Annotated in this window: 17 protein-coding genes and 1 tRNA gene; 10 read left to right on the top strand and 8 right to left on the bottom strand. The window is 36.5% G+C overall.

The annotated features are described in order from the left end of the window. Position 1: 1 nt before the first annotated feature. The 5 genes from DUT69_RS15305 (at position 2) to DUT69_RS15285 (ending at position 8,842) form a co-directional block, all read left to right on the top strand. On the top strand, positions 2 to 664 hold the full coding sequence (locus tag DUT69_RS15305) for a basic secretory protein-like protein (RefSeq protein WP_113654109.1): 663 nt from the start codon (positions 2 to 4) through the stop codon (positions 662 to 664). Between the two features lie 30 nt (positions 665 to 694). Beyond that, positions 695 to 2,986, top strand: coding sequence for a GH92 family glycosyl hydrolase (locus DUT69_RS15300; RefSeq protein WP_113654108.1), 2,292 nt, complete (start codon positions 695 to 697; stop codon positions 2,984 to 2,986). 39 nt (positions 2,987 to 3,025) lie between these two features. Next, complete coding sequence (locus tag DUT69_RS15295) at positions 3,026 to 4,444, top strand: 3-keto-disaccharide hydrolase (RefSeq protein ID WP_113654107.1); 1,419 nt, start codon at positions 3,026 to 3,028, stop codon at positions 4,442 to 4,444. 13 nt (positions 4,445 to 4,457) lie between these two features. Next, positions 4,458 to 6,425 carry a c-type cytochrome gene (locus DUT69_RS15290; RefSeq protein ID WP_113654106.1) on the top strand — a complete coding sequence of 656 codons (1,968 nt, stop codon included), beginning with the start codon at positions 4,458 to 4,460 and terminating at the stop codon, positions 6,423 to 6,425. 68 nt (positions 6,426 to 6,493) lie between these two features. Then, positions 6,494 to 8,842 carry a TonB-dependent receptor gene (locus DUT69_RS15285; protein WP_113654105.1) on the top strand — a complete coding sequence of 783 codons (2,349 nt, stop codon included), beginning with the start codon at positions 6,494 to 6,496 and terminating at the stop codon, positions 8,840 to 8,842. Positions 8,843 to 8,903: 61 nt separating this feature from the next. Here DUT69_RS15285 and DUT69_RS15280 read toward each other — a convergent pair whose 3' ends face one another. Genes DUT69_RS15280 through DUT69_RS15270 form a run of 3 tightly spaced genes read right to left on the bottom strand, consistent with a single transcriptional unit; the run spans position 8,904 to position 13,576 of the window. Further along, entirely contained in the window at positions 8,904 to 10,703 is a 1,800-nt protein-coding gene (locus tag DUT69_RS15280; RefSeq protein WP_113654104.1) for a response regulator, read from the bottom strand. Between the two features lie 37 nt (positions 10,704 to 10,740). After that, complete coding sequence (locus DUT69_RS15275; protein ID WP_113654103.1) at positions 10,741 to 11,385, bottom strand: response regulator; 645 nt, start codon at positions 11,383 to 11,385, stop codon at positions 10,741 to 10,743. Then, positions 11,375 to 13,576, bottom strand: coding sequence for a tetratricopeptide repeat-containing sensor histidine kinase (locus DUT69_RS15270; RefSeq protein WP_162796331.1), 2,202 nt, complete (start codon positions 13,574 to 13,576; stop codon positions 11,375 to 11,377). Before DUT69_RS15270 ends, DUT69_RS15275 begins: the two co-directional genes overlap by 11 nt. A gap of 204 nt (positions 13,577 to 13,780) precedes the next feature. Here DUT69_RS15270 and DUT69_RS15265 point away from each other — a divergent pair. After that, positions 13,781 to 13,854: transfer RNA gene (locus tag DUT69_RS15265), tRNA-Ala, on the top strand. A gap of 128 nt (positions 13,855 to 13,982) precedes the next feature. Here DUT69_RS15265 and DUT69_RS15260 read toward each other — a convergent pair. Continuing rightward, entirely contained in the window at positions 13,983 to 14,255 is a 273-nt protein-coding gene (locus DUT69_RS15260) for a hypothetical protein (RefSeq protein WP_113654101.1), read from the bottom strand. Positions 14,256 to 14,400: 145 nt separating this feature from the next. Here DUT69_RS15260 and DUT69_RS15255 point away from each other — a divergent pair, with 145 nt between their 5' ends. From DUT69_RS15255 to DUT69_RS15245, 3 genes are all read left to right on the top strand, one after another. Beyond that, positions 14,401 to 14,952 carry a hypothetical protein gene (locus DUT69_RS15255; RefSeq protein WP_113654100.1) on the top strand — a complete coding sequence of 184 codons (552 nt, stop codon included), beginning with the start codon at positions 14,401 to 14,403 and terminating at the stop codon, positions 14,950 to 14,952. A gap of 121 nt (positions 14,953 to 15,073) precedes the next feature. Next, positions 15,074 to 15,571, top strand: coding sequence for a cupin domain-containing protein (locus tag DUT69_RS15250; protein ID WP_113654099.1), 498 nt, complete (start codon positions 15,074 to 15,076; stop codon positions 15,569 to 15,571). Positions 15,572 to 15,688: 117 nt separating this feature from the next. Further along, the gene (locus DUT69_RS15245) at positions 15,689 to 16,417 is read left to right on the top strand and encodes an acyl-CoA desaturase (RefSeq protein WP_113654098.1); all 729 of its coding nucleotides are present in this window, start codon (positions 15,689 to 15,691) and stop codon (positions 16,415 to 16,417) included. Positions 16,418 to 16,775: 358 nt separating this feature from the next. Here DUT69_RS15245 and DUT69_RS15240 read toward each other — a convergent pair whose 3' ends face one another. Continuing rightward, the gene (locus DUT69_RS15240; RefSeq protein ID WP_113654097.1) at positions 16,776 to 18,134 is read right to left on the bottom strand and encodes a DEAD/DEAH box helicase; all 1,359 of its coding nucleotides are present in this window, start codon (positions 18,132 to 18,134) and stop codon (positions 16,776 to 16,778) included. Between the two features lie 422 nt (positions 18,135 to 18,556). On the opposite strand from DUT69_RS15240, the gene DUT69_RS15235 reads away from it, so the two are divergent. Next, a complete protein-coding gene (locus tag DUT69_RS15235; protein WP_113654096.1) occupies positions 18,557 to 20,347 on the top strand; it encodes a leucine-rich repeat domain-containing protein in 1,791 nt (596 codons plus the stop codon). A 280-nt stretch (positions 20,348 to 20,627) separates the two neighbouring features. Here the strand turns inward: DUT69_RS15235 and DUT69_RS15230 are convergent, their stop codons facing one another. The 3 genes from DUT69_RS15230 to DUT69_RS15220 are packed head-to-tail and all read right to left on the bottom strand — an operon-like array spanning position 20,628 to position 24,478. Continuing rightward, complete coding sequence (locus DUT69_RS15230) at positions 20,628 to 21,965, bottom strand: MFS transporter (protein WP_113654095.1); 1,338 nt, start codon at positions 21,963 to 21,965, stop codon at positions 20,628 to 20,630. Continuing rightward, the gene (locus tag DUT69_RS15225) at positions 21,966 to 23,126 is read right to left on the bottom strand and encodes a trans-sulfuration enzyme family protein (RefSeq protein ID WP_113654094.1); all 1,161 of its coding nucleotides are present in this window, start codon (positions 23,124 to 23,126) and stop codon (positions 21,966 to 21,968) included. It abuts the gene before it with no gap. Next, positions 23,126 to 24,478, bottom strand: coding sequence for an APC family permease (locus DUT69_RS15220; protein WP_113654093.1), 1,353 nt, complete (start codon positions 24,476 to 24,478; stop codon positions 23,126 to 23,128). Before DUT69_RS15220 ends, DUT69_RS15225 begins: the two co-directional genes overlap by 1 nt. Positions 24,479 to 24,706: the final 228 nt, after the last annotated feature.

Below are 24,706 nucleotides of genomic sequence, written 5' to 3'. Positions count from 1 at the left end.
AATGAAAAAGATTTTTTTATTAACTTTTATTTCGTTTATAGCTGTTTTTGCAGTTGCGCAAGATACAACTACACATAAAAAAGACGGCTATATCCTACATTTCGCTAGCAACGACAGAAATTTTGATCCAGCATTGAAAAAAAGGATGATAGAAACATTTTTTAAAGTTTACCCAGTATTAGCGAAAGACTTTAATCCTAAAACGGCAAAAGAGTTGTATTTCAATATTGACACTGCTTATAAAGGTGTTGCTGCCACCGGAGGAGGGAAAATTGTTTATAATCCGCAATGGTTTATTAAAAACCCGGGCGACATTGACGTAGTAACACATGAAGTGATGCATGTTGTACAAAACTACGGAAGAGGAGGCGGTCCAGGTTGGCTAACAGAGGGAATAGCAGATTACGTACGTTACAAATATGGTGTAGACAATGCAGGGGCAAAATGGTCTTTGCCGTCGCTAAAGCCAGAGCATAGTTATAAAAATTCATATAGAATTACTGCAAGGTTTTTAAATTGGCTAGAAGAACATCAGAGTAAAGGTATAGTTGTAAAGCTCGATGAAGCAATGCGAAATCATACTTACAAAAATGAAATGTGGGCCGAAATCACGGGTAAATCTTTAGACGAACTTTGGCAAATCTATATTTCTAAAACCGATTAATAATAACATTTACGTAAAAAATCACACCAAATGATAAAGAAATTATTAACAGCAACACTACTGTTAGCGGGTTCGGGTCTTTTTGCCCAAAATGTAGGTAAAATTACAGATCCTGTAGAGTTGGTAAACCCGTTAATGGGTACACAATCAAAAGTTAGTCTCTCAAATGGCAATACCTATCCGGCGGTAGGTGTGCCTTGGGGGATGAATATGTGGACGCCTCAAACTGGTAAAATGGGTAACGGTTGGGCCTATACTTACGATTCTGATAAAATTCGTGGATTTAAGCAAACGCATCAGCCTTCTCCGTGGATGAATGATTACGGCGCTTTTGCTATTATGCCAGTAACAGGAAAATTAAAGTTTAACGATGATGACAGGGCAAGTTGGTTTAGCCACAAGTCAGAAACCTCTAAACCTTATTATTACAGTGTTTATTTAGCTGATGCTGATGTAACTACAGAAATTACACCAACAGAAAGAGCTGCGCAATTTAGGTTTACATTTCCTAAAACAGACAGTGCTTTTGTAGTGGTAGATGCTCAAAACAAGGGCTCTTACATTAAAATTATTCCGAACGAAAGAAAAATAATAGGCTACACCAGCAAATATGCTCGTGGACCTCTACCTAAAAATTTTAAAAATTACTTTGTAATTTATTTCGATAAAGATTTTACGCTTGCAAAAACTTGGAGCGACAAAACTTTAAAAAATGATGAATTAGAGTTAACGAGTGATCACTCTGGTGCAGTAATTGGATTCAAAACCGCAAAAGGAGAAAAAGTTAATGCTAGAACTGCATCGTCTTTTATTAGTTTCGAACAAGCAGAGCTGAACTTAAAAAGAGAGTTAGCCAACGATAATTTCGATGCAACTAAAGCTAAAGCTAAAGCCATTTGGAACAAAACTCTGGGCAAAATTGAAGTAGAAGGCGGAACGATTGATCAGATGCGCACTTTCTACTCGTGTTTGTATCGTACATTATTTTTCCCAAATAAACTTTATGAAGTAAATGCTAAAAACGAAATAGTGCATTGGAGTCCATATACTGGAGATATTAAACCAGGATACATGTTCGCCGGAACAGGGTTTTGGGATACTTTTAGAGCGCTTTATCCATTTCTTAACCTAGCTTATCCAGCTATTAACAAAGAGATGCAAGAAGGCTTAATCAATACTTATAAAGAAGGCGGATTTTTGCCAGAGTGGAGTAGTCCGGGTTATGCCAATATTATGGTCGGAAATAACTCTGCATCTGTAGTTGCCGATGCCTATGTTAAAGGTTTAAGAGGCTATGATATAAACACCTTATGGGAAGCGGTTAAACACGGAGCTAATAACGAAGGTCCGATGGAAGCTGTTGGTCGCCACGGTGTTAAATATTATAACGAATTAGGCTATGTTCCTTTTGATGTTAAGGTAAACGAAAATGCAGCTAAAACTTTAGAATATTCTTATGATGATTTTGCGATTTATCAATTGGGCAGATTGTTGAAAAAACCTGCTTCTGAGATTGATATTTACAAGCAAAGAGCAATGAACTATAAAAATTTGTTCGATCCTTCTTCTGGTTTAATGAGGGGTAAAAACAAAGATGGTAGCTTTCAATCGCCATTTAGCCCATTTAAATGGGGTGGTGCTTTTACCGAAGGAAACAGCTGGCATTACACTTGGTCGGTTTTTCAAGACATCGATGGTTTAGCAAAGCTGATGGGCGGTCATGATAAATTTGTAACCAAGTTAGATTCGGTATTTTCTATGCCTCCAGTATTTGACGAGAGTGCTTACGGTGGTGTAATTCATGAGATAAGAGAAATGCAAATCGCAAATATGGGTCAGTATGCGCATGGTAACCAGCCTATTCAACACATGATTTATCTTTATAACTATGCAGGTGCACCATGGAAAGCACAACATTGGGTTCGCGAAACTATGAACAGAATGTACGCTGCAACACCAGATGGTTATTGCGGAGATGAAGATAACGGACAAACATCTGCTTGGTATGTGTTCTCTGCAATGGGTTTTTATCCAGTTACACCAGCAGTTGATCAGTATGTTATTGGAGCACCTTTATTTAAAAAAGTAACCTTAAATTTAGATAACGGCAAAAAGATAGTTATTAACGCAGGCGCAAATAGTGCCGATAATAAGTATATCCAATCGTTAAAAGTAAATGGCGCACCTTACACTAAAAACTGGTTAAGTCATTCTGCTTTGCAAAATGGAGCAGTTTTAGATTTTAGTATGGCAGCTACACCAAATAAAACTAAAGGAACCAATCCAGCCGATTTTCCTTATTCTTTATCAACAGAAAAATAGTTATATCTTAAACTAAAAAACCAAATAGAAATTATATCGATGAAGATTAATATTAAAAAAGTTTGCTCGATTGCATTAGCATTGGCGTCGAGTACGCTATTTGTTTATGGTCAGCAAAAAACGGCAATAAGTCTAACTGATTTATCCGCATTTAAAAATCCAGGAAATACGTGGTCTATTGCCAGTAACCTGTTTGCCGATTTAGAAAAGCCAAATAATTTTAAGGTTGAGAAAGGTACGGGCATACTCGTAAATCAGCCAACGGCTAAAAATACTGGTAGCGATTTGTACACCGTTGAAGAATTTGGCGATGTTATTTTGGAGCTAGATTATTTAGTGGCCAAAGGTGCTAACTCAGGAATTTATTTGCAAGGTAATTACGAAATTCAAATAGAAGATTCTTGGGGGCTACTTGTTCCAACTGCCGCATCTAACGGTGCAATTTATAGTCGTTGGGACGATGCAAGACCAGAAGGCGAAAAAGGTTTCGACGGATTTGCCGCTCGCCAGAATGTTAGTAGGGCTCCGGGTTTATGGCAACATGTTAAAATTGCTTTTCAAGCGCCTAAGTTTGATGCAAGCGGTAACAAAACTAGCAATGCAAGAATTTTAAGTTTAGAATTAAATGGTGTGTTAATTCACGATAACATCGAGTTATTAGGAGTAACAAGAGGTGCTGCAGGTAAAGAAAAAGCTAAAGGTTCGTTACGTTTGCAAGGCGATCATGGTGCGGTCGCGTTTAGAAATATTCAAATTTCTGAGCTTCCGGCAAATGCAAATAGACCTGGTCGCCAAGATGCAGATCCAATTTACATTGAAGCCCCAGTAAATACCATGATTCGTAGTTTTATAGATGTTGTTCCAAACGTTCGTTCGGTACATGCTATTTCTGTAGGCGGCCCACAACAAGTTGCTTTTAGTTACGATTTAGATAATGGAACCTTATTGCAAGGTTGGCACGGAGGTTTTATAGATGCAACCCCGATGTGGGATGGCCGTGGTAACGGAACTTCGAAACCGTTAGGAAACGTTACAAGATTTACTAAAAAACCTGTTTTGTCCGTTTCGAAATTAGCTTCGCAACAAGATAAATGGGTTGTCGATACGGTAAATACCGGCTTTCGTACCAAAGGTTATGTAATGGATGATCAAGAACGTCCAGAATTTAAATACAATATCTACGGTGCTAATATTACTGATGCGGTAAAAATAATGGCGAACGGACAAGGTTTAACTAGAGAGATCAATGCAACCAACTCATCAAAAGATTTGTATTTCCTTTTAGCGAATGCTGATAGCATAGAAGAAGTGTCTAAAGGTTTGTACCTAATAGATGATAAATCTTACTACCTTCAGTTTGACGCTCAAACAAAACCTATTATAAGAACTGCCGAAGGTGGAAAAAAGGAATTGATAGTAGAACTAGGAAGCAAATTAAATTACAGTATCTTATTTTAAGTTGAAAATTGCGATGAAGTATACATTTAAAATATTAACAATGTTGGTGCTTAGCTTAAGTTTCTCAAAACTTTCTGCTCAAGAAACACCAAAAGAAGAAGACTTTTTCAGGATTTTTAAGGTAAGAGTTCCTGAAGGACCAATTTTAGAAGTTGGTGGGTTAGTAACCTTACCTAACGGGAATTTAGCATTATCAACCAGAAGAGGCGAGGTTTATGTAGTTGAAAATCCTACCAGCGTAAAACCATATTTTAGAAAATTTGCAACTGGTTTGCACGAAATTTTAGGGATAGCAGAAAAAAATGGGGCAATTTATGTTGCACAGCGTGGAGAATTAACTAAGCTTATAGATAAAAACATGGACGGCAAAGCCGATGTTTACGAAACTATTTATGCTTGGCCATTAAGTGGGCACTACCATGAGTATAGTTTCGGACCAAAGATTGCTCCCGACGGAACCTTTATGGTAACTGGAAACGTTGCTTTCGGAAACGAAGAGTGGTGGAGAGCAGAAAGTCGTGTGCCGATGCGTGGTTGGGCAATGAAAATTACCGAAAATGGAACAATGACGCCATTTGCTGCGGGTTTACGTTCACCAGCTGGGTTGAACTTTATAGACGATAAATTCTACTACACAGAAAACCAAGGCGATTGGGTTGGTTCTGGAGGTTTATGGAACGTTAATAAAGGTGATTTTATGGGACATCCTGCTAGTTTGATATGGACGGATAGAAAAGATTCTCCGCTAAAACTGAAGTCTGAATCGTTTTATGCAAAAATGGATGAACGCCGCTTAAAGAATGAAAATGGTAGGTATATTAAGCCAGAAAACAGAGTAAACGAAACGTTTAAAACACTCTTCGAAGCTAAAAAAGATTTTCCGGAGTTAAAGTTGCCATCTGTTTGGTTGCCTTACGGAATTTTAGGTGTATCTACTTCAGAACCTGTTAAAATTCCAGAAAATACTTTCGGTCCTTTTGCTGGTCAAATTTTGGTAGGCGACCAAGGAATGAGTATCATATCAAGAATTTTTATGGAAACCGTAAATGGAGAAGAGCAAGGTGCTGCATTTTTGTTCAGAAAAGGTTTCCGTTCTGGTGTATTAAGAATGGCTTGGGGAACAGACGGTTCTTTGTTTGTTGGAGAAACTAACCGTGGTTGGGGTTCGGCCGGCGATGCAAATGAAGGTTTAGAAAGATTGGTTTACAACAACAAAATGCCTTTCGAAATGAAAGCTGTTAGAGCTATGCCAGATGGTTTTGAAATTGAGTTTACCAAACCTGTAGACCGTAAATCTGCTGAGGATTTAGCTTCGTATTCTGTAGAGAGTTTTATCTACAAATACCAACCAGTTTATGGTTCGCCTCCAGTAAATAACGAAACGCTGAAAATCAGTGGGGTGAAGGTTTCAGCAGATGGGCTTAAAGCTAGGCTAATAGTACAAAACTTACGTCAGTATTATATTCATACCATTACGTTAGATGGCGTTAGAGATAAAGAAGCTTTTTATTCGCTTATTCATCCAACCGCTTATTATACTTTAAATCAAATTCCAACTGGAACAAAATTAAGTATGGCCGAAGTTAGCACGCGTAACTCTGAAGCGCAGCCTGTTAAAACAGTTACAGCGCCAAAGGCTACTAAAGGCACTACCGTTAATCCTACTATTAAAAAACCAGTGGTAAAACCTTTGCCAGCTAAAGCTCCCGTTGTTGCAGTTGCGCCAACCTACAAACAAGTAGAAGGTATATTAACAAAAAATACTTGTTTGGCTTGCCATAATACAACTAAAAAGCAAATCGGGCCATCGTTTACAGAGATAGCGAAAAGAAAATATTCCGATCTTAAAATTTATCAGTTAATCCACAATCCGCAACCGCAAAATTGGCCAGGTTATGCAACAGAAATGCCTCCTATGCCACAGGTTACTAAAGCAGATGCTCTGAAAATTGCTGCTTGGATAAACTCATTAAACAAATAAAAAAATACTAAATGCATTAACGGTTGGTAATTTGCCAACCGTTTTTGTTACCGTACTACACACATAAAATGAAGAAACTACTACTTATAATTGCTTGTTTATTTACCATCAGTTTTACTGTAAATGCACAACAAAATATTACCGGAAATGTTAAAAATGCACAAGGTTTACCTATTGTAAAAGCAACCATCAATGTTTTAGATTTTAACCTAACCTCAACAACAGACAATAAAGGAAACTTCGAAATAAAAAACGCTCCGCAAGGATCAATTACAATTAGTGTTAGTGCTATTGGTTATGCAACCGTAATTCAATCTACAGCGGGTAACACTAGTTTAGATGTAGTTTTAGAAGATGCAAAAGTAAAATTAGATGAGGTAATTATCTCGGCCCAAAAACGTGATGAAAATTTATTGAACGTACCGATAAGCATAACTGCTTTTTCGGCTAATAAAGTAAATGATTATCGTATTCAAAACACTAGAGATCTTTCTGGATTGATACCTAATTTCTATAGCAGTAATCCTGGCGATGGAAGAAATGTAACTTCTATTAGAGGTATTGCAACAACATCTTACGACCCAGCTATTGCAACTTATATAGATGGTGTAAATCAGTTTAGTTTAGATACCTACATATCTTCTTTGTTTGACGTAGAGCGAATTGAAGTATTAAGAGGGCCACAAGGAACACTCTATGGCCGAAACGCAATGGGCGGTGTGCTTAATATTATTACTAAAGCACCTACAAATTATGCTTCTGGCTTTGCTACGGTAGATGTAGGAAATTATGGCCAGCAAAGATTTAGTGCGGGTATTAAAGCGCCAATTATAAAAGATAAATTATTTTTCGGCGCTGCCGGATTAGTTGGTAGACAAGGTGGTTTCTATTTAAACGAATTTAATAATACCAAGTTTGATGAAATTAAAAGTTTCCAAGGGAATTATTACTTGAAGCTACAGGCGAGTGCAAAATTTGCATTAACCTTAAATGTTAAACATAATGAAAATAGAAATAACGGAACATTTCCACTAGTGGCTTCTGTTGAAGACGCTTTGGCAAACCCTTTTAAATTGAGCCAAAATTCTACCACGCAAATGGTCGATAATCTTTTTAACGCTTCATTATCAGCAAAATATTCTGGAAATGCTGTAAACTTTGTTTCGCAAACTGCCTATCAATCAAATTACAGGTTTTACAAAACACCAATAGATGGTGATTTTTCGCCATTAGATGGAGTTTCTATTGTTAACAATTATGGCAAGGACTGGAATAAAGTGAAGGTTTATACGCAAGAATTTAAACTGAGCTCAAACACAGCTCCAAATTCAAAAATAAAATGGTTGGCCGGTTTATATGGTTTTTATCAAGACAATCCTGTTAAGCAAGGAACGCATTTTGGTGCAGATGGCGAACTATTGGGTGCTCCATTTCCTAATTTTACGAGTGTAGCTACTAATTCGGGTGAGAGTTACGGAGCATCCGCTTTCGGTCAGATTTCGTACGCCATATCTAGTAAATTAGAAATGACTTTAGGTTTACGTTACGATTATGAGCATAAAAAGATGAGTGCTTTAGGCGAATTTGTAATGGAAGGGATGGAGCCAGTAGTAACGCAAAACGATACCAGTTCTACCGCTAGTTTTAATGCATTTTCTCCAAAGCTTACCATGGCCTACAAAATTGCAACTAACAATAATATTTTCGCAAGTTACAATAGAGGGTATAGAGCTGGTGGTATAACGTCATTAGGATCTGATCCATCGGTTTTGCCTTTGGTTTCTTTTAAGCCAGAGTATAGTAACAATTTCGAAATCGGCACTAAAAACTCGTTCTTAAATAATAGGTTAAACATTAATCTTACAGCATTTTACACCAAACTAATGGATGCACAGGTGCCTACTTTAGTTTTGCCAGATGCGGTAACGATTACCAGAAACGTGGGCGAGCTAACTAGTAAAGGTTTAGAATTTGAATTGGCGGTTATTCCGTTTAAGGGATTTAATATCGATTATAATTTTGGCTATACCGACGCTAAATATGACGAATTACAGGTTCCAAAAGATGGAGCTGTGGTAAATTTGGCCGGTAACAAACAAATTTATACACCAAAAATAACTTCCGCACTTGCTTTGCAACACACCGCTTTAATTGATAAACTGTCTGGTTTAAATTTAGTAGTTAGGGGAGAGTGGAATTATATTGGAGACCAGTTTTATGATTTATCGAACAAAGTTGAGCAAAAGGGATACGGTTTAATAAATGCTAAAATAGGCTTTACACATAGAAAATTTGATCTTTTTGCCTGGGGGAGAAATTTGAGCGATAAGAGGTATGTAGATTACGCCTACGATTTTGGTGCGGCGCACTTGGGTAATCCTAAAACTTATGGCCTAACTTTAACGAGCAGATTTTAAAGTTCTGAAAATATGCAAACTAAAAACCCTCAATATCTGGGGGTTTTTAGTTTTTACAATACTATTTCTTACTACCAGCTATAGCTTCCAACTTGGCTCTGAGCTCGTTTGGTTTAAAAGGCTTCGATATAAAATCGGTAATGCCAACTTCCGCAATTTTGTGTCGTACATCGAGTGCTACAGAAGCTGTTAGCGCAATAATCGGTAACTCAGCTTTTGATTTATCTGCAAGGCTCCTGATGATAGTGGTCGCTTCGTAGCCGTCCATTTTAGGCATATGTATATCCATTAGAATAAGATCGTAGGTGTTGGCCTTACAAGCGTCAACAGCTTCTAATCCGTTATTAACAAAATCCGGGCTAAGTTGCCATTTCGCCAATAATTTACGCATTAGTAAAGTATTCATCTGATCATCTTCAGCAATTAAGATTCTTAGTTTACTAATGTCAGAATCACTTCCAAGAAAATTGTGAGGTGTTGCGTTAGCCTGCTCCATGTTTGCGTCGTTAATATTGTATGTAATTCTAAATTCGAAGGATGTACCTACACCAACTTCGCTTCGGGTAATAATATCACTGTTATGTAAAGCCAATAGATTTTTTACAATAGCTAGCCCTAAACCTGTGCCTCCATACTCTCTAGTTGAGCTTGTAGAGGCTTGCGAAAACGAATCGAAGATTAACTTCTGCTTATCTAACGGTATCCCAATCCCAGTATCAACAATAGTGAACTGCAAAATAACAGATTCTTTAGATTTTTTTATCGTTTTAATTAAAAAATTTACTTTTCCGTTAACCGTAAACTTAATTGCATTATCTATTAAGTTGTTCAGTATCTGCGTTAGTCTAGTGGGGTCGCCATTTAATACTAAAACAGCAAAATCGTCAGGCACATCTAACGTTAGCTGTAAACCCTTAGCCACTGCTTTTCCTTTAAAACTTCTAAAAATATCTTCAACTAAGACTGATATTTTAAAGGGAATTTTTTCTAGTTCTATTTTACCGGAATCGATTTTGTTGATATCCAAAATATCATTTATAAGGGCCAAGAGGTTATTGCCCGAAAATTTTAAAATATTTAAATTCTCTTGCTGGTCTGGTCGGGGATTTTCTAATAGTAAAATATTGCTCATGCCTATAACCGCGTTTAACGGCGTACGGAGCTCATGCGAAATAGTAGATAGAAAGTCAGACTTTGCCTTAGCTGTCTGTTTTATCTCCACCATGGCAACGCTTAATTTTTCATTAAGTATTCTTCCTTCAAGCTCTTTGGTTTCTAAACTGTTAATGGTTTTGCTAAAAGCATTAAAGAAATGATATTGTATGTAAAAAATTAATAAAAAATTAAAAATGATTACGCCATAAAAAGTTGCATCATTAATAGCGCCTCTTTCAATAGCTTGTATGCCTTGCTTTCCGATGGACGATGAATAAAATAAAATGCTTGTTGCGCTTAAAATGGAATATATAATTCCCCAATTTTTGCCTAAAAGATAGTAACTGAATGTTACTAGAAGTAGAATGAACTGCAATGAAATAAGCTCTACTCCCTGAACTTTGGTAAAAAAGTTCGTCAGGATAATTAATGCTAGCATTATACAAAGCAAATGCGCTACTAATTTCCATTTGTTTAGGTTTATAATAACCCAAATAAAAAAAGATTGTACAACTACAATGGCTAGAGAACGGTAAAAAAGTAAATCAAAAGATTTTATCCAGAATCCCGGTAGGGTAAACAAAGCCACAAATATGCTAAGGAACAAGGTATTTAAAAGAAAGTTCGCTCTAACTTTGTTTAAGCCATCTGGGTCATTTTCAAAGTTTTTATTTAGCTTTTCGCGAATATATTTTAGGTTCAGCATATATGGTTCGGTTTAACATTTGTGTTTTTATAAACTATCACGAACTTATTAAATTTGATTTTAGCGCAAACTCGTAGAGCGCAACGGTAGAGTCTGACAGTTCTAGCTTTCGCATAATATTTTTTCTATGGGTATGTACAGTAAACTCCGATAGGTAAAGCCTTTCTGCAATATCTTTAGTTTTTAAATTTTGGCATACCAAACGTATAATTTCCACTTCTCTTTTTGTTAATTTATATTTCTTCAAAAAATCGTCAAAATAAGAGAAGCGGGCATCAATAGTAGTTTTCTCTTCAAATGACGGAAAAATATCTATGCCGGAGACAACACTCAAAATGCTGTTTGCAAGATTCTGCAACTCATCTGTTTTAACAATATATCCGTTTGCACCTTTTGCTTTACAATCTTTTACCAACTCTGCAGAATGATAATTGGTTAACACTATAATTTTCGCCGAAATATTTCTGTTTTTTAATTCCGTTATGGTTCTTAATCCATCGAGGCCAGGCATATTCAAATCTAAAAGAATAACATCAGCAACATTTAGTGCTTTAGCGTTTAGCAATTCCAAACCATTATTTGCCATATCAATAATTTCGAAACGTTCATCAGACGCAAAATGTGCATTTATTCCGTTCAAAACAACAGGGTGGTCGTCGGCTAATATGAGTTTAATTTTCATTATTTCTGGTAATTGGTATTGGAAGTTCTATTAATGCAAAAGTTCCCTCGTTTGGTTGCCCTTTAATCTCTAATTTTCCAGATAGATAGGCAATGTTACTTTCTAAAAGTTTCATTCCAGCTCCTTTAGCTTCTGTATCTTGGGCTATTCCTTTTCCGTTGTCTTCAATATAAATGGTCAAAGAATTTTCTAACTCTATAATCTGCACAAATAAGTTTGTTGCCTGTGCATGTTTAATCGCGTTATTTAATATCTCCTGGATAATTCTGTAGGCACTTAAACTAAAATTCTGAGGCCAAAGTTCGGTGTGGTCTAAGCCCTCAATCACTTGTTCAACGGTAAGTTGGTTAGCCGTTTTAATTGCAGTTAGCAAATCTATAACAGCGCTTTTAAAACCATATTTTTCTAAAGCAATTGGCATCAACGTGTGGCTAATATTACGAACAGTTTCGCTTATATCGTTCATAATTTGTTTAGTCGTAGCAAGCTTTTTTTCAGCATCGCTGTTAGCCACAAATACATTCTCGTTTAAAGTGTTAATATTAAGCTTAGCTATAGACAGCATCGCACCAACTTCATCATGCAGTTGTTCGGCAATGCGTTTTTTCTCTTGCTCTTGAACATCTGTAAGCCTATCCATTATTTCTATACGATGTCTATCTCTTAACCCTTGCAACTCAGTTTGGTAATCCAGCTTATGTTGTTTTTTACGCTGTAATTGAATATAGGTTAGCGTTGCTAGGAGTGCGATAGTAATTATTGCAGCAATTGAAATTAATAAATTGCGTTGTTTTTGTGTGCTTATTTCAGCCTTGTTTAACTCTTCCTGCTTTTTCGCCAATAAAAGTTGTTGTTCTTTTTCTGTTACTCTGTATTTTGTTTCAAGTTCGTTTGCAATTTTAGCTAAGCTTTTTTTAAAAACAGAGTCCTTAAGCTTCATTTCATTTTCTAAATGCAACACTAAACTGTCTTGCCTTAAAGGTGTAGCCTTGTTCAGCTTTTTAACTGTGGCCAAATAACTAAGCTTTAGTGGTATCGGAACGACATGTTTTTTAATAAGTATATCTGCTCTATCTAGGTGTGTTTTTGCCAGTTTATGGTCATTGTCTTCGGTGTAAATTCCTGCAATTGCCAAATGGAAGGCAATATCTTCTCTAGGAGCCTCGCCACTGTGATGTTTTAGTTTGTAGCCTGCCAAATAAGTTTTTAGAGCCACATCAGTTTTACGGCTGGCTTCGTAGTATTTTCCTTCTGCTAATTTTACGGTTTTTAACGCGATGATGGTGGTATAATCGCCATCGTATTTTTTCAGCGCTTTGAAATAATCCTCAAGGTAATTGTATTTTTTTAATTCACAGCTACTTAAGATCATATTAGCAAGCGCTACCGATTTTTGCTGGCTTGAAGATTCTGGCAGTTTATATATCTTTTCAAAAAAAACCAAGGCATTTTTGTAATCGCCCACATCCTTATAGTTTTTAGCAAGAATTTCGAAAAAAGCAGCTCTTCTATCTACCAGCATATTTTCTAAGTCTGGAATTAACTCTTTTAAAATTTTAAATGCTTCTTTTTCGTTGTTAATGGTTAAAAGCACTTGGCTATAGGCAAAACGTGTATCTCTTATCAAATCTTCATTTTTACTTTCTTTGGCTAGTTTTAAAACAAGTTGATAGGTAGAATGTAAGTTTTTGCTATTACCCATTCTTAATTCTAGGTTCAGGCGGTTTCGTAGGTTAAGTATTCGAGGGATAATAAATTCAGGCTGGTCTTTGGTTAAGCTTTCCATTTTGTTAAGGTAAAACATTGCTTTTTCCGGCTCGCTTGCCCTGGTGTAAATCCGAGTCAGATCGCTTGTTAAACCAACAGCGTGTTTTCCTTCAAGTTTTGGTAAATAGGTTTCCGCTTTTTTAGCGTTTAATAATGCTTCTTGAAGATTGCCTGTGTTAATGTCAATAATCGCGATAGCTGTTATAACCGGTGCTATTGATTCTGGCTTATTTTCTGTCGAAATATAGTTTAAAGCATCCTCCATCAACTGCTTTAGCTCATCTGTATAAATAACATGCGGACTACGAACATAACGCATTAAATTCGTTACCTTTTCTTTAGAGGGAGGCATCGCTTTAATCTCATTTAAACCTTTTATTGCTGAGGGAGCAGAATTTTGCTGAGATTTTACGGAAAAAGACATGCAGATTAAAGCGCATGCGAAAAGTGCTCTAAGCAAAAATAATATGGATGATTTAAAAAGCATAAAATAGGTCAACTAAAATAATAATTAATACGCATTTACGTTACCTCAGCGTACAACTATTTGCTCTATTTTTATACTTTTCGTGTTAATATGAGATATAATTTGCTTGTTTTGAACTTTTATTTACATTTGTGCCGATAAGGGGGATTAGCTCATTTGGCTAGAGCGCTTCGCTGGCAGTGAAGAGGTGATCGGTTCGAATCCGATATTCTCCACAATATTTAAAATGCTCTTAGTTACGCTAAGAGCATTTTACTTTTTAAACTTGTTTTTAAAAATCTTCAATCGAAAATAATAGCTAAGCTTAAAATTTATGCTTTTTAATTACCTAGACCGATCAAACTTAGGTAGTGGCATTAATTTTCTCTATTGCCGATGCTTTATCGTAGAAATATTTCTGGTAAATGGCCTTAATTTCATTTGTACTGCTTTCTCCTTCTGCGCCCTCTGCTAGATTAGGCATTTCTTGCGAAGCCGATATAGCCAAGTTGAAGAAATCGTTAAGCTCGGTGTAGGAGAGAACCACAAATTTACTTTCAATATCCTGAATTTTGTCTAGTTGTTTTATAACTCCATTGCCCTCAAATGAGTTATAGCTTTCCCTTAAATCTTCCATTTTGTATAATATTTAAAATCTGAATAATAATTACACAGTTAACGTTCCTTTTGTTTTATCGTTCTTGTATTGTCTTCAAAATAAATCGATTAAAGCAATTTCATTTTTTTAAGTTAAAGCCCTATCTTGGTATAAAATAGATAACATGAAAAAGATTTTAACCATTTGCCTACTACTCGCCTTTAGCTACAGTGTTAATGCACAAAAAGTAAATCCAGAAATTAAAGAAGGAACTTCGCTTATTGCCAGTGCTTTTGTACAAGGGCAAGAAGTGCCGTTGGTGCTTAGCATAAAAAAAGTTGGAAAGCCATTTTCATTAGCATGGAGTGTAGAAGGTTACGGCGATGGGGTTTTTGAAATGACCGAAAATGCTGTGGCCAATGGAACAAAAATGGCTATGCCTACGCAACCTGCATCGGGCGTTACCAAGCTTGATGATACGGAGACGTTTGGACTAATTTCTAAAGCTTCTTTTAAATCTTTAGTTGATAATAAGGAATTTGCCTTAAACGGGGTAAAGTTTAAAGTAAAAGCAACAACAACAGCATTTAAAATTGGGGGTAAAGAAGTAGATGTTTTCAATGTAGCCAGTGCTGAAGGTAAATCAGAAATGTGGATTTTAAATAACGCCAACTTTCCGATGGTTTTGCAAACCGCTCAGATGCCTATAGATATTACTGTTCACGAGATAAAGTAACATTAGTCACATTATCGAAAAAATATAAAGCCCGTGAGGGCTTTTTTAATTTGTAAAACCTATTTTTACAGCTCAATTGGAAAAGACTGTTTTCTTTTCAAATTAATTTTTTTAATAATAAATGGAAAATCAAAAATCAGCTATATTCGATACCATTGCACAACGTTTGCAAATTGAAGGATTTAATATTGTTAACCGCGACGAAACCCGCCCTTGGGGAGGGTTTTTTGTAATTGATGAGGCACAAGCCCAACAATTTGCAGATACTTATTTCGACGGTTTAGACGTGGATAGTTTAAAAATTGGAGGTAAATTAAGTCCTAAGATTTTAATTGTAGCACCAAATACACGTTTGTCTTGGCAATACCACCACCGCAGAGCGGAAATTTGGCAAGTTGTTACGGGTACCGTAGGTATTAAAACGAGCCAAACCGATGAGGAAGGTGAGGTTAAGGAATATCACCCAAAAAATCAGATTAAGTTGCAACAAGGAGAACGCCACCGTTTAATTGGTTTAAATGATTGGGGTGTGGTTGCAGAAATTTGGCAACACACAGATGCAGAAAACCCATCAGATGAAAGTGATATTGTTCGCGTTCAAGACGATTTCGGAAGATAAATTACTAAATGCAATCTGTTAATGACACAGATTGCATTTGAAAACGCCTCAAATATAAATACTACATAAAACTATTGTTCGTAAATATTCGTTCTTATAGTTCACTACCACTTTTTCATGATAATTTTAATATTCTTTTTAGCCCATTGGTTCCTCTCTCTTTTTAGTCAAACATTCTTTCTGCATCGTTACTCATCGCACAAGATGTTTAAAATGGAACCTTTCTGGGAAAAATTCTTTTACCTCATACTTTTAATTTCGCAAGGTTCGTCTTTTTTAAACCCAAGAGCCTATGCTATTTTGCACCGTATGCACCATGCCTATAGCGATACAGAAAAAGATCCACACTCTCCACATTTTTTTAAGGATGTTTTTGGGATGATGATTGCTACCAAAAACATGTATTTGGCTTATTTATTACACAAAATTGAACCAGAACCAGCCTTTAGAGGCAATTATCCGGAATGGCCAGTTGTTGATAGAATTGGAGATTCGTGGCTTTGGAGATTAGCTTGCGCAGCTTTTTATATTTGGTTCTACGTAACTTTTGCTACACAATGGTGGATGTTTTTATTACTGCCAATTCATTTTTTAATGGGCCCGTTGCACGGTGCTATAGTTAATTGGTGCGGACACAAATATGGTTATTCTAACCACGATAACGAAGATCATAGTAAAAACTCATTGCCTTGGGATTTCTTGTTAATGGGCGAATTGTTTCAGAATAACCACCATAAAAAACCGAACAGCCCAAATTTTGCCAGCAAATGGTGGGAGTTTGATCCAACTTACCCAATGATGAAGGTTTTACATTGGATGCGAATTATAAAAATTAGAAAAGTTTAAAACTTCGAAATTTTAGAATATCAAAGGTTGGCTATTTAGTCAGCCTTTTTTGTTTGCACGGTAACTTTTCTTATTGCAAAGGTTTTATTATTTAAACCTGATTGCAACGAAAATCTCCCGATTTAAGTATTGTAGGCCATTGTTTATTGTTATATGTATGCAAGTTTTACAGGTTTAATCGGGAATTGTAGTGTAAAGCAGGACTAACATGAATAGTAGTATAAAGGTGCCTTTCAAAAAGAGTTAAAAATAAAAATGGTCCGCATAAATACGAACCATTTTTTAGTATTCAAACGTCATTGCGATACCGATTTTGAATCGGGAGAATGCTTCCTCGCAAAGATGACAAAACGTTAAACTAATCTCTTCTACGATTTCCGCCTCCACTAAACCTTCTGTTACCACCACCAGCATTTGCACTTGCAGTACTGCCAGTATGGTTTGGTTTTCTGGCGCCACCACCTTGAGGTTTCTTTTTTGCACCACTTAAGTTAGGTTCACGCTCGCGAGGCTCGCGTTGGTTGCCTTTTTTCTTTCCTTTGCCTTTTGCATCTGCAGCTGCCGACATTAAGCTTTGCCAGCTCATTGCATAAGGATGTTCTTCGTTTACCGGGATTTTTAAACCTATCAATTTTTCAATATCATCTAAAAACTCTTTCTCTTCGCCATCGCAAAAAGAGTAGGCAATGCCGCTTAAACCCGCTCTGCCGGTTCTGCCAATTCTGTGTACATAGGTTTCTGGTATGTTTGGCAGTTCGTAGTTAATTACGTGCGCCAATTCATCAACATCAATACCGCGAGCGGCAATATCTGTAGCCACTAAAACCCTTGTTGTACGAGCTTTAAAGTTGGTTAATGCACGTTGACGAGCGTTTTGCGATTTATTGCCGTGAATGGCTTCTGCTCTAACATTAATTTTAGTTAAATCTTTAACTACTTTATCTGCCCCGTGCTTGGTACGCGTAAATACCAAAACAGTTTCAATGCTTTTGTCTTTTAGCAAGTGCGCAAGCAAACTTCTTTTATCGTTTTTCTCAACGTAATAAACCGCTTGCTGAATTTTTTCGGCAGTAGAAGAAACCGGCGTAACCTCAACTTTTACAGGATTGGTTAATATGGTACTAGACAATTTCTGAATTTCGGTTGGCATGGTAGCCGAGAAAAATAAGGTTTGTCTTTTTGCTGGCAACTTGGCAATAACTTTTTTCACATCGTGGATGAAACCCATATCCAACATACGGTCGGCTTCGTCCAAAACAAAAATTTCGATATCACGTAAGTTTACAAAACCTTGGTTCATTAAATCCAACAAACGACCAGGCGTTGCCACCAAAATATCAACACCACGGTGTAAAGCATCCGTTTGTGCTTTTTGCCCAACGCCACCAAAAATTACCAAATGTTTTAACGAAAGGTTACGGCCATAGGCTTTAAAACTTTCTTCAATTTGGATGGCTAATTCTCTTGTTGGCGTTAAAATTAAAGCTCTAATGGGCTTTGGGCCTTTAACATTTGAGTGCGGTTTATCTAATAATTGCAACATTGGTATAGCAAATGCTGCGGTTTTACCCGTGCCAGTTTGAGCACACCCTAGTAAATCGCGTTTTTGCAAAATAGAAGGTATAGATTGCTCCTGTATAGGTGTAGGTTGTGTATAACCTTCGGTTTCAAGCGCCTTTAAAATAGGAGCTATCAGGTTTAATTCTGAAAATAACAAATTAATAATTTTTAAATGTAAAATATCGAAGAAGCTAGAACAATCATTGCTGGAAGGACTAACTTGCGAGTTGCTTTAAATGATAAAGAAATTCTGCTTCGGTGCAAAGGTAGGTAAATTTATTAAACAATTCGTCTTTGCGATGAGGTACGACGAGTCAATCTCCTTTAGATATTTAGCAAGATGGGAAATTGATAGCTTAAATAATTGAAATTTGAAAATGTTTGTCAGTAGCTTGTCGGCAATTACAGTCCTGCCCTCGCTACAATCTTTTACCCCTAAATCCCCTAAAGGGGACTTGGTAAAAGGATTTTCGCTAAGTCAGGTTTATAGAACGAAGGAAGAAGGTTGTGGAAATATAAAATTAAATATAACTTTAGAACCGATAACTCATCCTTGTCGCAACGCAAAATTTATAAATTATGAAAATTTTAAAATTAGCGTCCCTATTTGTTTTCGTATTATTTTTTCAAAATCTAAAAGCCCAAAATCTTGAATTTAAAAAAGGATTGGTGCTAAAAGGCACGGAAACTGCCGCAATTATCAAAACGCTTTCAGTTGCCAGAGGCAAATCTAAGTACGAAGTAAAAGATGCAAGCGGTAATGTACTCGTTAACTTAAATGAAGTTTCTACACCAGAGAAGCCAAATCTTTATATATTGGAGTTTCCATCTTTAGCAAATGAAAAATTAGCGCAAACGGTGCCATCTACGAGTATGAATTTCGAAAAAGCCATTTTTCAATATTTGTATATCGATGCGAAATTGCTAAGCGCAAATGGAGTGGAAACTGCTTTGGTGAACAGTTTGATTGCTACCACTAAACCTAAACCTGTGGTTGCAGAGCCAATTAAGCCAAGCGCTCCCGTTGTTGCTGCGGTTGCTAAAAATCCAAATTACTTTAAAGAACAGCTTAAATCTACATTTAGTAAAAAAGAAACGGATAAGATGGAGCGGTATTTTCTGGATAACAGGAGAAAGACTTCGTACACGTTGACTTCGTCGCCAAATGGTTCCTATATGAAAAATGGACTAACCTTAACTTCTAACATAGCCGATTTGGATTGGACTAATGTACATTACCCAATGAATTTAAAGTTTCATTTGTTCCTTAAAAATAATACTAACCAGCCTGTTAAGTATATTTACGCAAGGTCATTTCATCATTTGTTTTATGCCAAAATAGAAGTTATTAAAGATGGCATAACCATATTGAGCCGAATTATTGATGACAAAAGTAGTGCAACCGGTTTCGAACGGGAAAAGTTCGATAAATCAAACTTAAGAATGCTTAAGCCAGGGGAATTATTTCAGCCAACAACACACTTGGAAATTCCGAAATTGGAGGAGGGAAATTATACGATAAAGGCATCGTATAAAATCGATAAATCGAATGCGAACCCATTATATGTAGATGCGAAGTATTTAACGCAATTTGATAATGTTGAGCTTTTTATGCAGGATATTAACTTTAAGATCGAAATGCCGAAAGGAGTAGTGAATACGAATATTCCTGCAATGGCTACGTTAGCACCATTTGAAATTGAAAATGTGGCATTTGGTTTTTGGGATGCACTTCAAAACCCAGATTATGCAATAGGTACACGTGTTGGAGATTTTGATGTGGAGAAAGCAAGATACTTGAAAAACTTAGTCAACCTAAAATACCTTTATATAGAAGGCATAAAAGATATGGCTGCTTTTAAGGAGATTAAAGATTTGAACTTAAAAGGTTTAGTGATTTCATTTAGAAATGGTGCAAATAATTTAGACTGGAATGCTATACCAGCTAATTTTCTGAAAGCAAATTGCTTAGAGAGTTTATTTCTAATAGGCGGGAGAAGCGAACAGTTGCCGATTTTTTTGGCTAATCAGAAAAATTTAAAAAAGCTTTTAATGAATATGGTACAAACAAATATTGCACAAATACCAACCTATTTTCCGGCTTTAGACGAACTGTCTTTTAACGATTTTCCAAAAAGCGATTGGTATAAAACCGCAAGTGTTTCGGCTTTAAAAAACGCAAAAAAATTAGAGCATTTGAGTATCATTTCCATTAATTTAGATAATATAGATTTTCTAGCAGAAATGCCAAGTCTTAAAAAAGTAACTTATATAGATGCCAACTACAAAAAGGTAGATGATTTAACTTATCCGGTTTTAAAGAAATTGAGTGATAAAAATGTGCAGGTGTATTTTTACGATGTGAAATAAATATAAAATTGTGTGTTTTTGAGAAAAGGATGATTGGAAACGTTTGTCAGTAGCTTTTCTGAGTTTGCATTCATGCCCTCGCTGCAATCGTTTACCCCTAAATTCCCTAAAGGGGACTTGGTAAAAGGATTTTCGCTAAGTCAGGTTTATAGAACGAAGGAAGAATATAATCGCAGAGTTTTTCCTTCTCGGAGCAAAACTAACGAAGTTCATAGAGGTTTAGGGCGAGGAAACTTTGGATTTTAATATCCCAATCTAACTACTTTATACTAACTACTCTTTACTTTCTCTCTTTAAACCTTGTAAAAAACAACAAAGCCAAAACGCAAAGTACAAAACCGACCACACCGTTAAGGCGTAAACCATAATCGTTACCAGGATCTTTTCCATAAACAGTAAGCATGGCAAAAATGGCAATCCCAATTGTTTGGCCCAGCTTTACAAACAGATATTTAACAGCAAAGAACATTCCCTCGTGGTTTTCGCCACTTTCTATGGTTTCTTGTTGGGCAATATCTGCTAAAATTGCATTAGGCAAAATACCTAAAGCCGCCAAAGGAAACGAGGCGAATGCTACCAAGATATACATCTGGTTGGTTGGCTCGAAAGGTAATTTTCCAAGAAAAAATATGGTAACGAAAATTAGGCTGAGCACCCCAAAGGCAATAATTACCAACTGCTTTTTGCCTATTTTTTTTGCGCCGTAATTTACAAAGGGATAAAATAACAAGGACAATAACACCATCAACCCCATAAATTTTCCACCATCAGAATCTGGCAAGCCGAGTAAAACCGTTACAAAGTATAACAATCCACTGCTCATTAAACTTAATGCCGTGTAAAAGGTGAAGTCAGAGATGAGATAGTATTTGAAATTTATATTTTTAAAAGTGCTTTTTATTGCAGGCAAGAGCGGTGTATGCGTTGGTTTGCTGTCTACGTAATCTTTTTCATTGATAAACAAGATGGGCAAAATCATTACAAGACCAGAAAAAATGGCCAGGCCCCAAATGGCGTATTGCAATGCATGGAAACGTTCTGTTACGCCGAAAATAGATTGGATTAAATCTGCATAATTATTGCATAAAGCACCTAAAATCATTCCTAAAACAAAGCCAACTTGCTGAAAGGTAGAAAGTTTAACTTTCTCTTCTGGCGTGTGGGTTAGTTCTGCCAACAACGCGTTGTACGGAATAATATACGTGGTTACGGACACGAAAAATCCGGCTAAAACTATGGTGAGCCACCATGCGTTATTAAGACTTTCGCCCTTAATTAAGGGGTAAAAAACCAAACTACAACAAACTACGGCGGGTAAAATTGCCCATTTCATTATCGGGAAACGTCTGCCTTTTGGATTTTTACTTTTGTCGCTTATAGAGGCAATCAAAGGATCGTAAACAGCGTCTATAAACCTGCCCGACGCTGCTATTAACGATAGAATGTTAAATGCCCCGAAAACCAGTAACTGCGGTACTAGAGGCACCAAGCCAGAATTATTTGGAGGTAAGTAAAAATAGGGCAACATTACTATAATCAAATTGGTCATAATGCTCCAGCCCATCATTCCAGTTGAGTATATAAGCTGTTTAGAGAAAGGGAGCGACTTAATTGGCATTTAAATTTTTGATAGGGCTTGTTCTAAATCCTTAATGATATAATCAGGTTCTTCCAAACCAATGTAAATCCTAATTAATACATGTCTTTTATTGTTACGATCAAAATCAGCTTTGCTAATTGCCGCACACGCGGGAAAAACCAAACTCTCATATCCGCCCCAAGAAACCGCCATAATAAAATGTTTTAATACGTTACAAAAGGTTTCAATTTCATTTAAATCAGCTGCTGCTAAAACAATGCTAAATAATCCGCCACACTTTTTCATCTGTTTTTTTGCCAATGCTAAATCAGCATTTCTCTCACTAAAAGGATGTAAAACCTGCGCAACTTTTGGATGGCTTTCTAAATACGCAATTACCTTTTCGGCATTTTCGCTAATCTTTTCCATTCTTATGGGCAAAGTTCGCAAACCACGCAAAAGTAACCATGCATTTTGTGGTGCCATGCTTGCACCTATATTCATGTATTCGTTGTTAAATATTTTTTCTAATAAAGCTCGTTTGCCTGTTACTACGCCACCCATTAAATCGCTGTGGCCACCTAAATATTTGGTAGCAGATTGTGCAACTAAATCTATACCGTAGGCGATTGGTTGCTGGTAAAGTGGCGTACAATAGCTATTGTCTATCATGGTTAAGATGCCATTTGCTTTTGCAATATCTGCTACGCTAGCCAAATCTTGTACGTCGAAACTGAAGGTGTTAGGCGATTCTAGGTATATAAGCTTAGTTTTGCTGGTTATTGCGTTTTTATACTCGTTTAAGTTACAGCCATTTATAAACGTAGTTGTTATGCCGTATTTTGGTAAAAGATCCTTAAATAATTTTATCGTCCAGCTGTAGGGGTTTTCCACGCAAATAACTTCATCGCCGGTTTTTAATAGTGCCAACACCGGAATAGTTACGGCAGCAATGCCACTTCCAAAAACCAATGCATCTTCTGCGCCATCTAAAGCGGCTAGTTTTTTTCGTAAAATATCAATAGTGGGGTTAAATCCTCTAGAGTATAAATTCCCTTGATATTCATCTGCTAAAGCACCTCTAAAGTCATCAACCGTGTTAAACTTAAAGTTGCTGGTTTGTATAATTGGCGGAGCAACGGCATTATAGTATTGTTCGCGGTCTTCGCCAAGTTCATTTAATATGTAAGAAATATCCATTAGGCCGACTGTTCTTTTTTACGGTTTAAAAACTTGTTTATGAAATAAATAACTACAAAACCCGCAAAAATCGCCAAGCCATTTGTTGCAGCTGCAGGGTCGTCGCTGTAAATACTTACGGTTACAAATAGATACGCTGCAATGAAAATTATAGGCAACAGCGGATAAAATTTCATCGTATAAATGGTGCTTTTATCTAAGTGAGCGGTTGTTTTGCGCAAATAGAAAATCGCGGCAGCAGAAAACGCCATCCCAATACTGTCTAAAAATATAGTGTAGTTTAAAATTTTATCGAATGTTTGGGCGTAAAATAAAGTTAATATAGCAATGATAGTAAACACAGTTAGGCTCACAATCATTACATCGTTTTTCTTGGTTTTTTTTGTGAAAATTGCAGGTAATGCTTTTTCTTCGCCCATGGCGTACATCGCTCTCGGGTTACTAAGCAAGTTAACATTTACATAGCCCAACACCGAGAAAAAAATCAAAACCGAGAGGACTGTAAAACCAGCAGGGCCAAAAATTTGTCCGGCCAATATGGCTGCAATACTTTCGGCAGTTTTTAATTGTTCAAAACCTATTACTTTCACATAAGCGTAGTTAATTGCCATATACAAAGTGATGATGATTCCTAAGCCAATAATTATAGAACGCGGAATTACACTTTTCGCTTCTTTAGCCTCGCCACCAAAATTAATGGTTTGTTGGTAGCCACCAAAACTAAATGAAACAGCAATAAGGCACAGACCAAGCGCTTTTCCATAATCGCTCCAGGTTGGCAACTCGCCTGTGGCGGTATTAAAAATAGGGGTGATGCTTGTAGTTTGCTCGCCAAAAAAAACAGCTCCGATAAGCGTAACTACCATCACTATTTTAATAACAGTTAAAATATTTTGGGTTTTAGAACTCGTTTTTAATCCCAATAGGTTAATAAGGTAAAATATAATGATGCTCGTTCCTGCTATTGCAATTCGGTAATTTGCTGTTTGTAAATCGGCTGGTAGAATGACCTTACTTAAATATTCTGCGCCAATTAACGATACGCCGGCAACCGATGCTGCGTTAGACACTACGATAATACAATTTATAGCAAAGGCAATGGAAGGATGATAGCAAACAGAAAATATTTTGTAATAACCGCCGGTAACGGGGTAACGAGAGCCGATTTCTGCGTAAGTTAGTGCACCACATAAGGCTACAAAGCCACCAACTGCCCAAGCCAAAAAGAAAAGCTCCGGAATTTGTGCTTTGCTGGCTACATTAACGGGTGTTCTAAAAATTCCCATCCCGATTACGAGGCTAACTACAATCATTGAAAGATCAAAAAGAGAGAGTTGTTTTTTTTCTGGCATGCTGGTTTAAATTGATTTTGGAAGATAGGGAATTAGTGCGAAAGTTGGAAAGTGAAATTAGCTTGAAGTGGAAAATAAATGTTGCCCTAAATTCATTCATTTCAAGAATTTTTATGCTTTAAAATGTTTATTTGTGGAAATTTTGTGATGAATTTGCGAATAGATTAAGTTAAATTTGTAGAGCTGAGTTGTTTTTGTTTATCTCCAAAAGTAACAACATCAATTTCT

Source organism: Pedobacter namyangjuensis, from assembly GCF_003313325.1.
GTDB classification, from domain to species: Bacteria; Bacteroidota; Bacteroidia; order Sphingobacteriales; family Sphingobacteriaceae; genus Pedobacter; species Pedobacter namyangjuensis.
The sequence above is the reverse complement of the archived record's forward strand: the minus strand, read 5'-3'. Positions and strand labels throughout refer to the sequence as shown.

Coding starts and splice junctions, on each gene's coding strand:
- DUT69_RS15290 (WP_113654106.1), top strand. CDS start 4,458: ATGAAGTATACATTTAAAATATTAACAATGTTGGTGCTTAGCTTAAGT.
- DUT69_RS15270 (WP_162796331.1), bottom strand. CDS start 13,576: ATGTCTTTTTCCGTAAAATCTCAGCAAAATTCTGCTCCCTCAGCAATA.
- DUT69_RS15300 (WP_113654108.1), top strand. CDS start 695: ATGATAAAGAAATTATTAACAGCAACACTACTGTTAGCGGGTTCGGGT.
- DUT69_RS15245 (WP_113654098.1), top strand. CDS start 15,689: ATGATAATTTTAATATTCTTTTTAGCCCATTGGTTCCTCTCTCTTTTT.
- DUT69_RS15235 (WP_113654096.1), top strand. CDS start 18,557: ATGAAAATTTTAAAATTAGCGTCCCTATTTGTTTTCGTATTATTTTTT.
- DUT69_RS15260 (WP_113654101.1), bottom strand. CDS start 14,255: ATGGAAGATTTAAGGGAAAGCTATAACTCATTTGAGGGCAATGGAGTT.
- DUT69_RS15225 (WP_113654094.1), bottom strand. CDS start 23,126: ATGGATATTTCTTACATATTAAATGAACTTGGCGAAGACCGCGAACAA.
- DUT69_RS15220 (WP_113654093.1), bottom strand. CDS start 24,478: ATGCCAGAAAAAAAACAACTCTCTCTTTTTGATCTTTCAATGATTGTA.
- DUT69_RS15280 (WP_113654104.1), bottom strand. CDS start 10,703: ATGCTGAACCTAAAATATATTCGCGAAAAGCTAAATAAAAACTTTGAA.
- DUT69_RS15250 (WP_113654099.1), top strand. CDS start 15,074: ATGGAAAATCAAAAATCAGCTATATTCGATACCATTGCACAACGTTTG.
- DUT69_RS15275 (WP_113654103.1), bottom strand. CDS start 11,385: ATGAAAATTAAACTCATATTAGCCGACGACCACCCTGTTGTTTTGAAC.
- DUT69_RS15255 (WP_113654100.1), top strand. CDS start 14,401: ATGAAAAAGATTTTAACCATTTGCCTACTACTCGCCTTTAGCTACAGT.
- DUT69_RS15230 (WP_113654095.1), bottom strand. CDS start 21,965: ATGCCAATTAAGTCGCTCCCTTTCTCTAAACAGCTTATATACTCAACT.
- DUT69_RS15295 (WP_113654107.1), top strand. CDS start 3,026: ATGAAGATTAATATTAAAAAAGTTTGCTCGATTGCATTAGCATTGGCG.
- DUT69_RS15285 (WP_113654105.1), top strand. CDS start 6,494: ATGAAGAAACTACTACTTATAATTGCTTGTTTATTTACCATCAGTTTT.
- DUT69_RS15305 (WP_113654109.1), top strand. CDS start 2: ATGAAAAAGATTTTTTTATTAACTTTTATTTCGTTTATAGCTGTTTTT.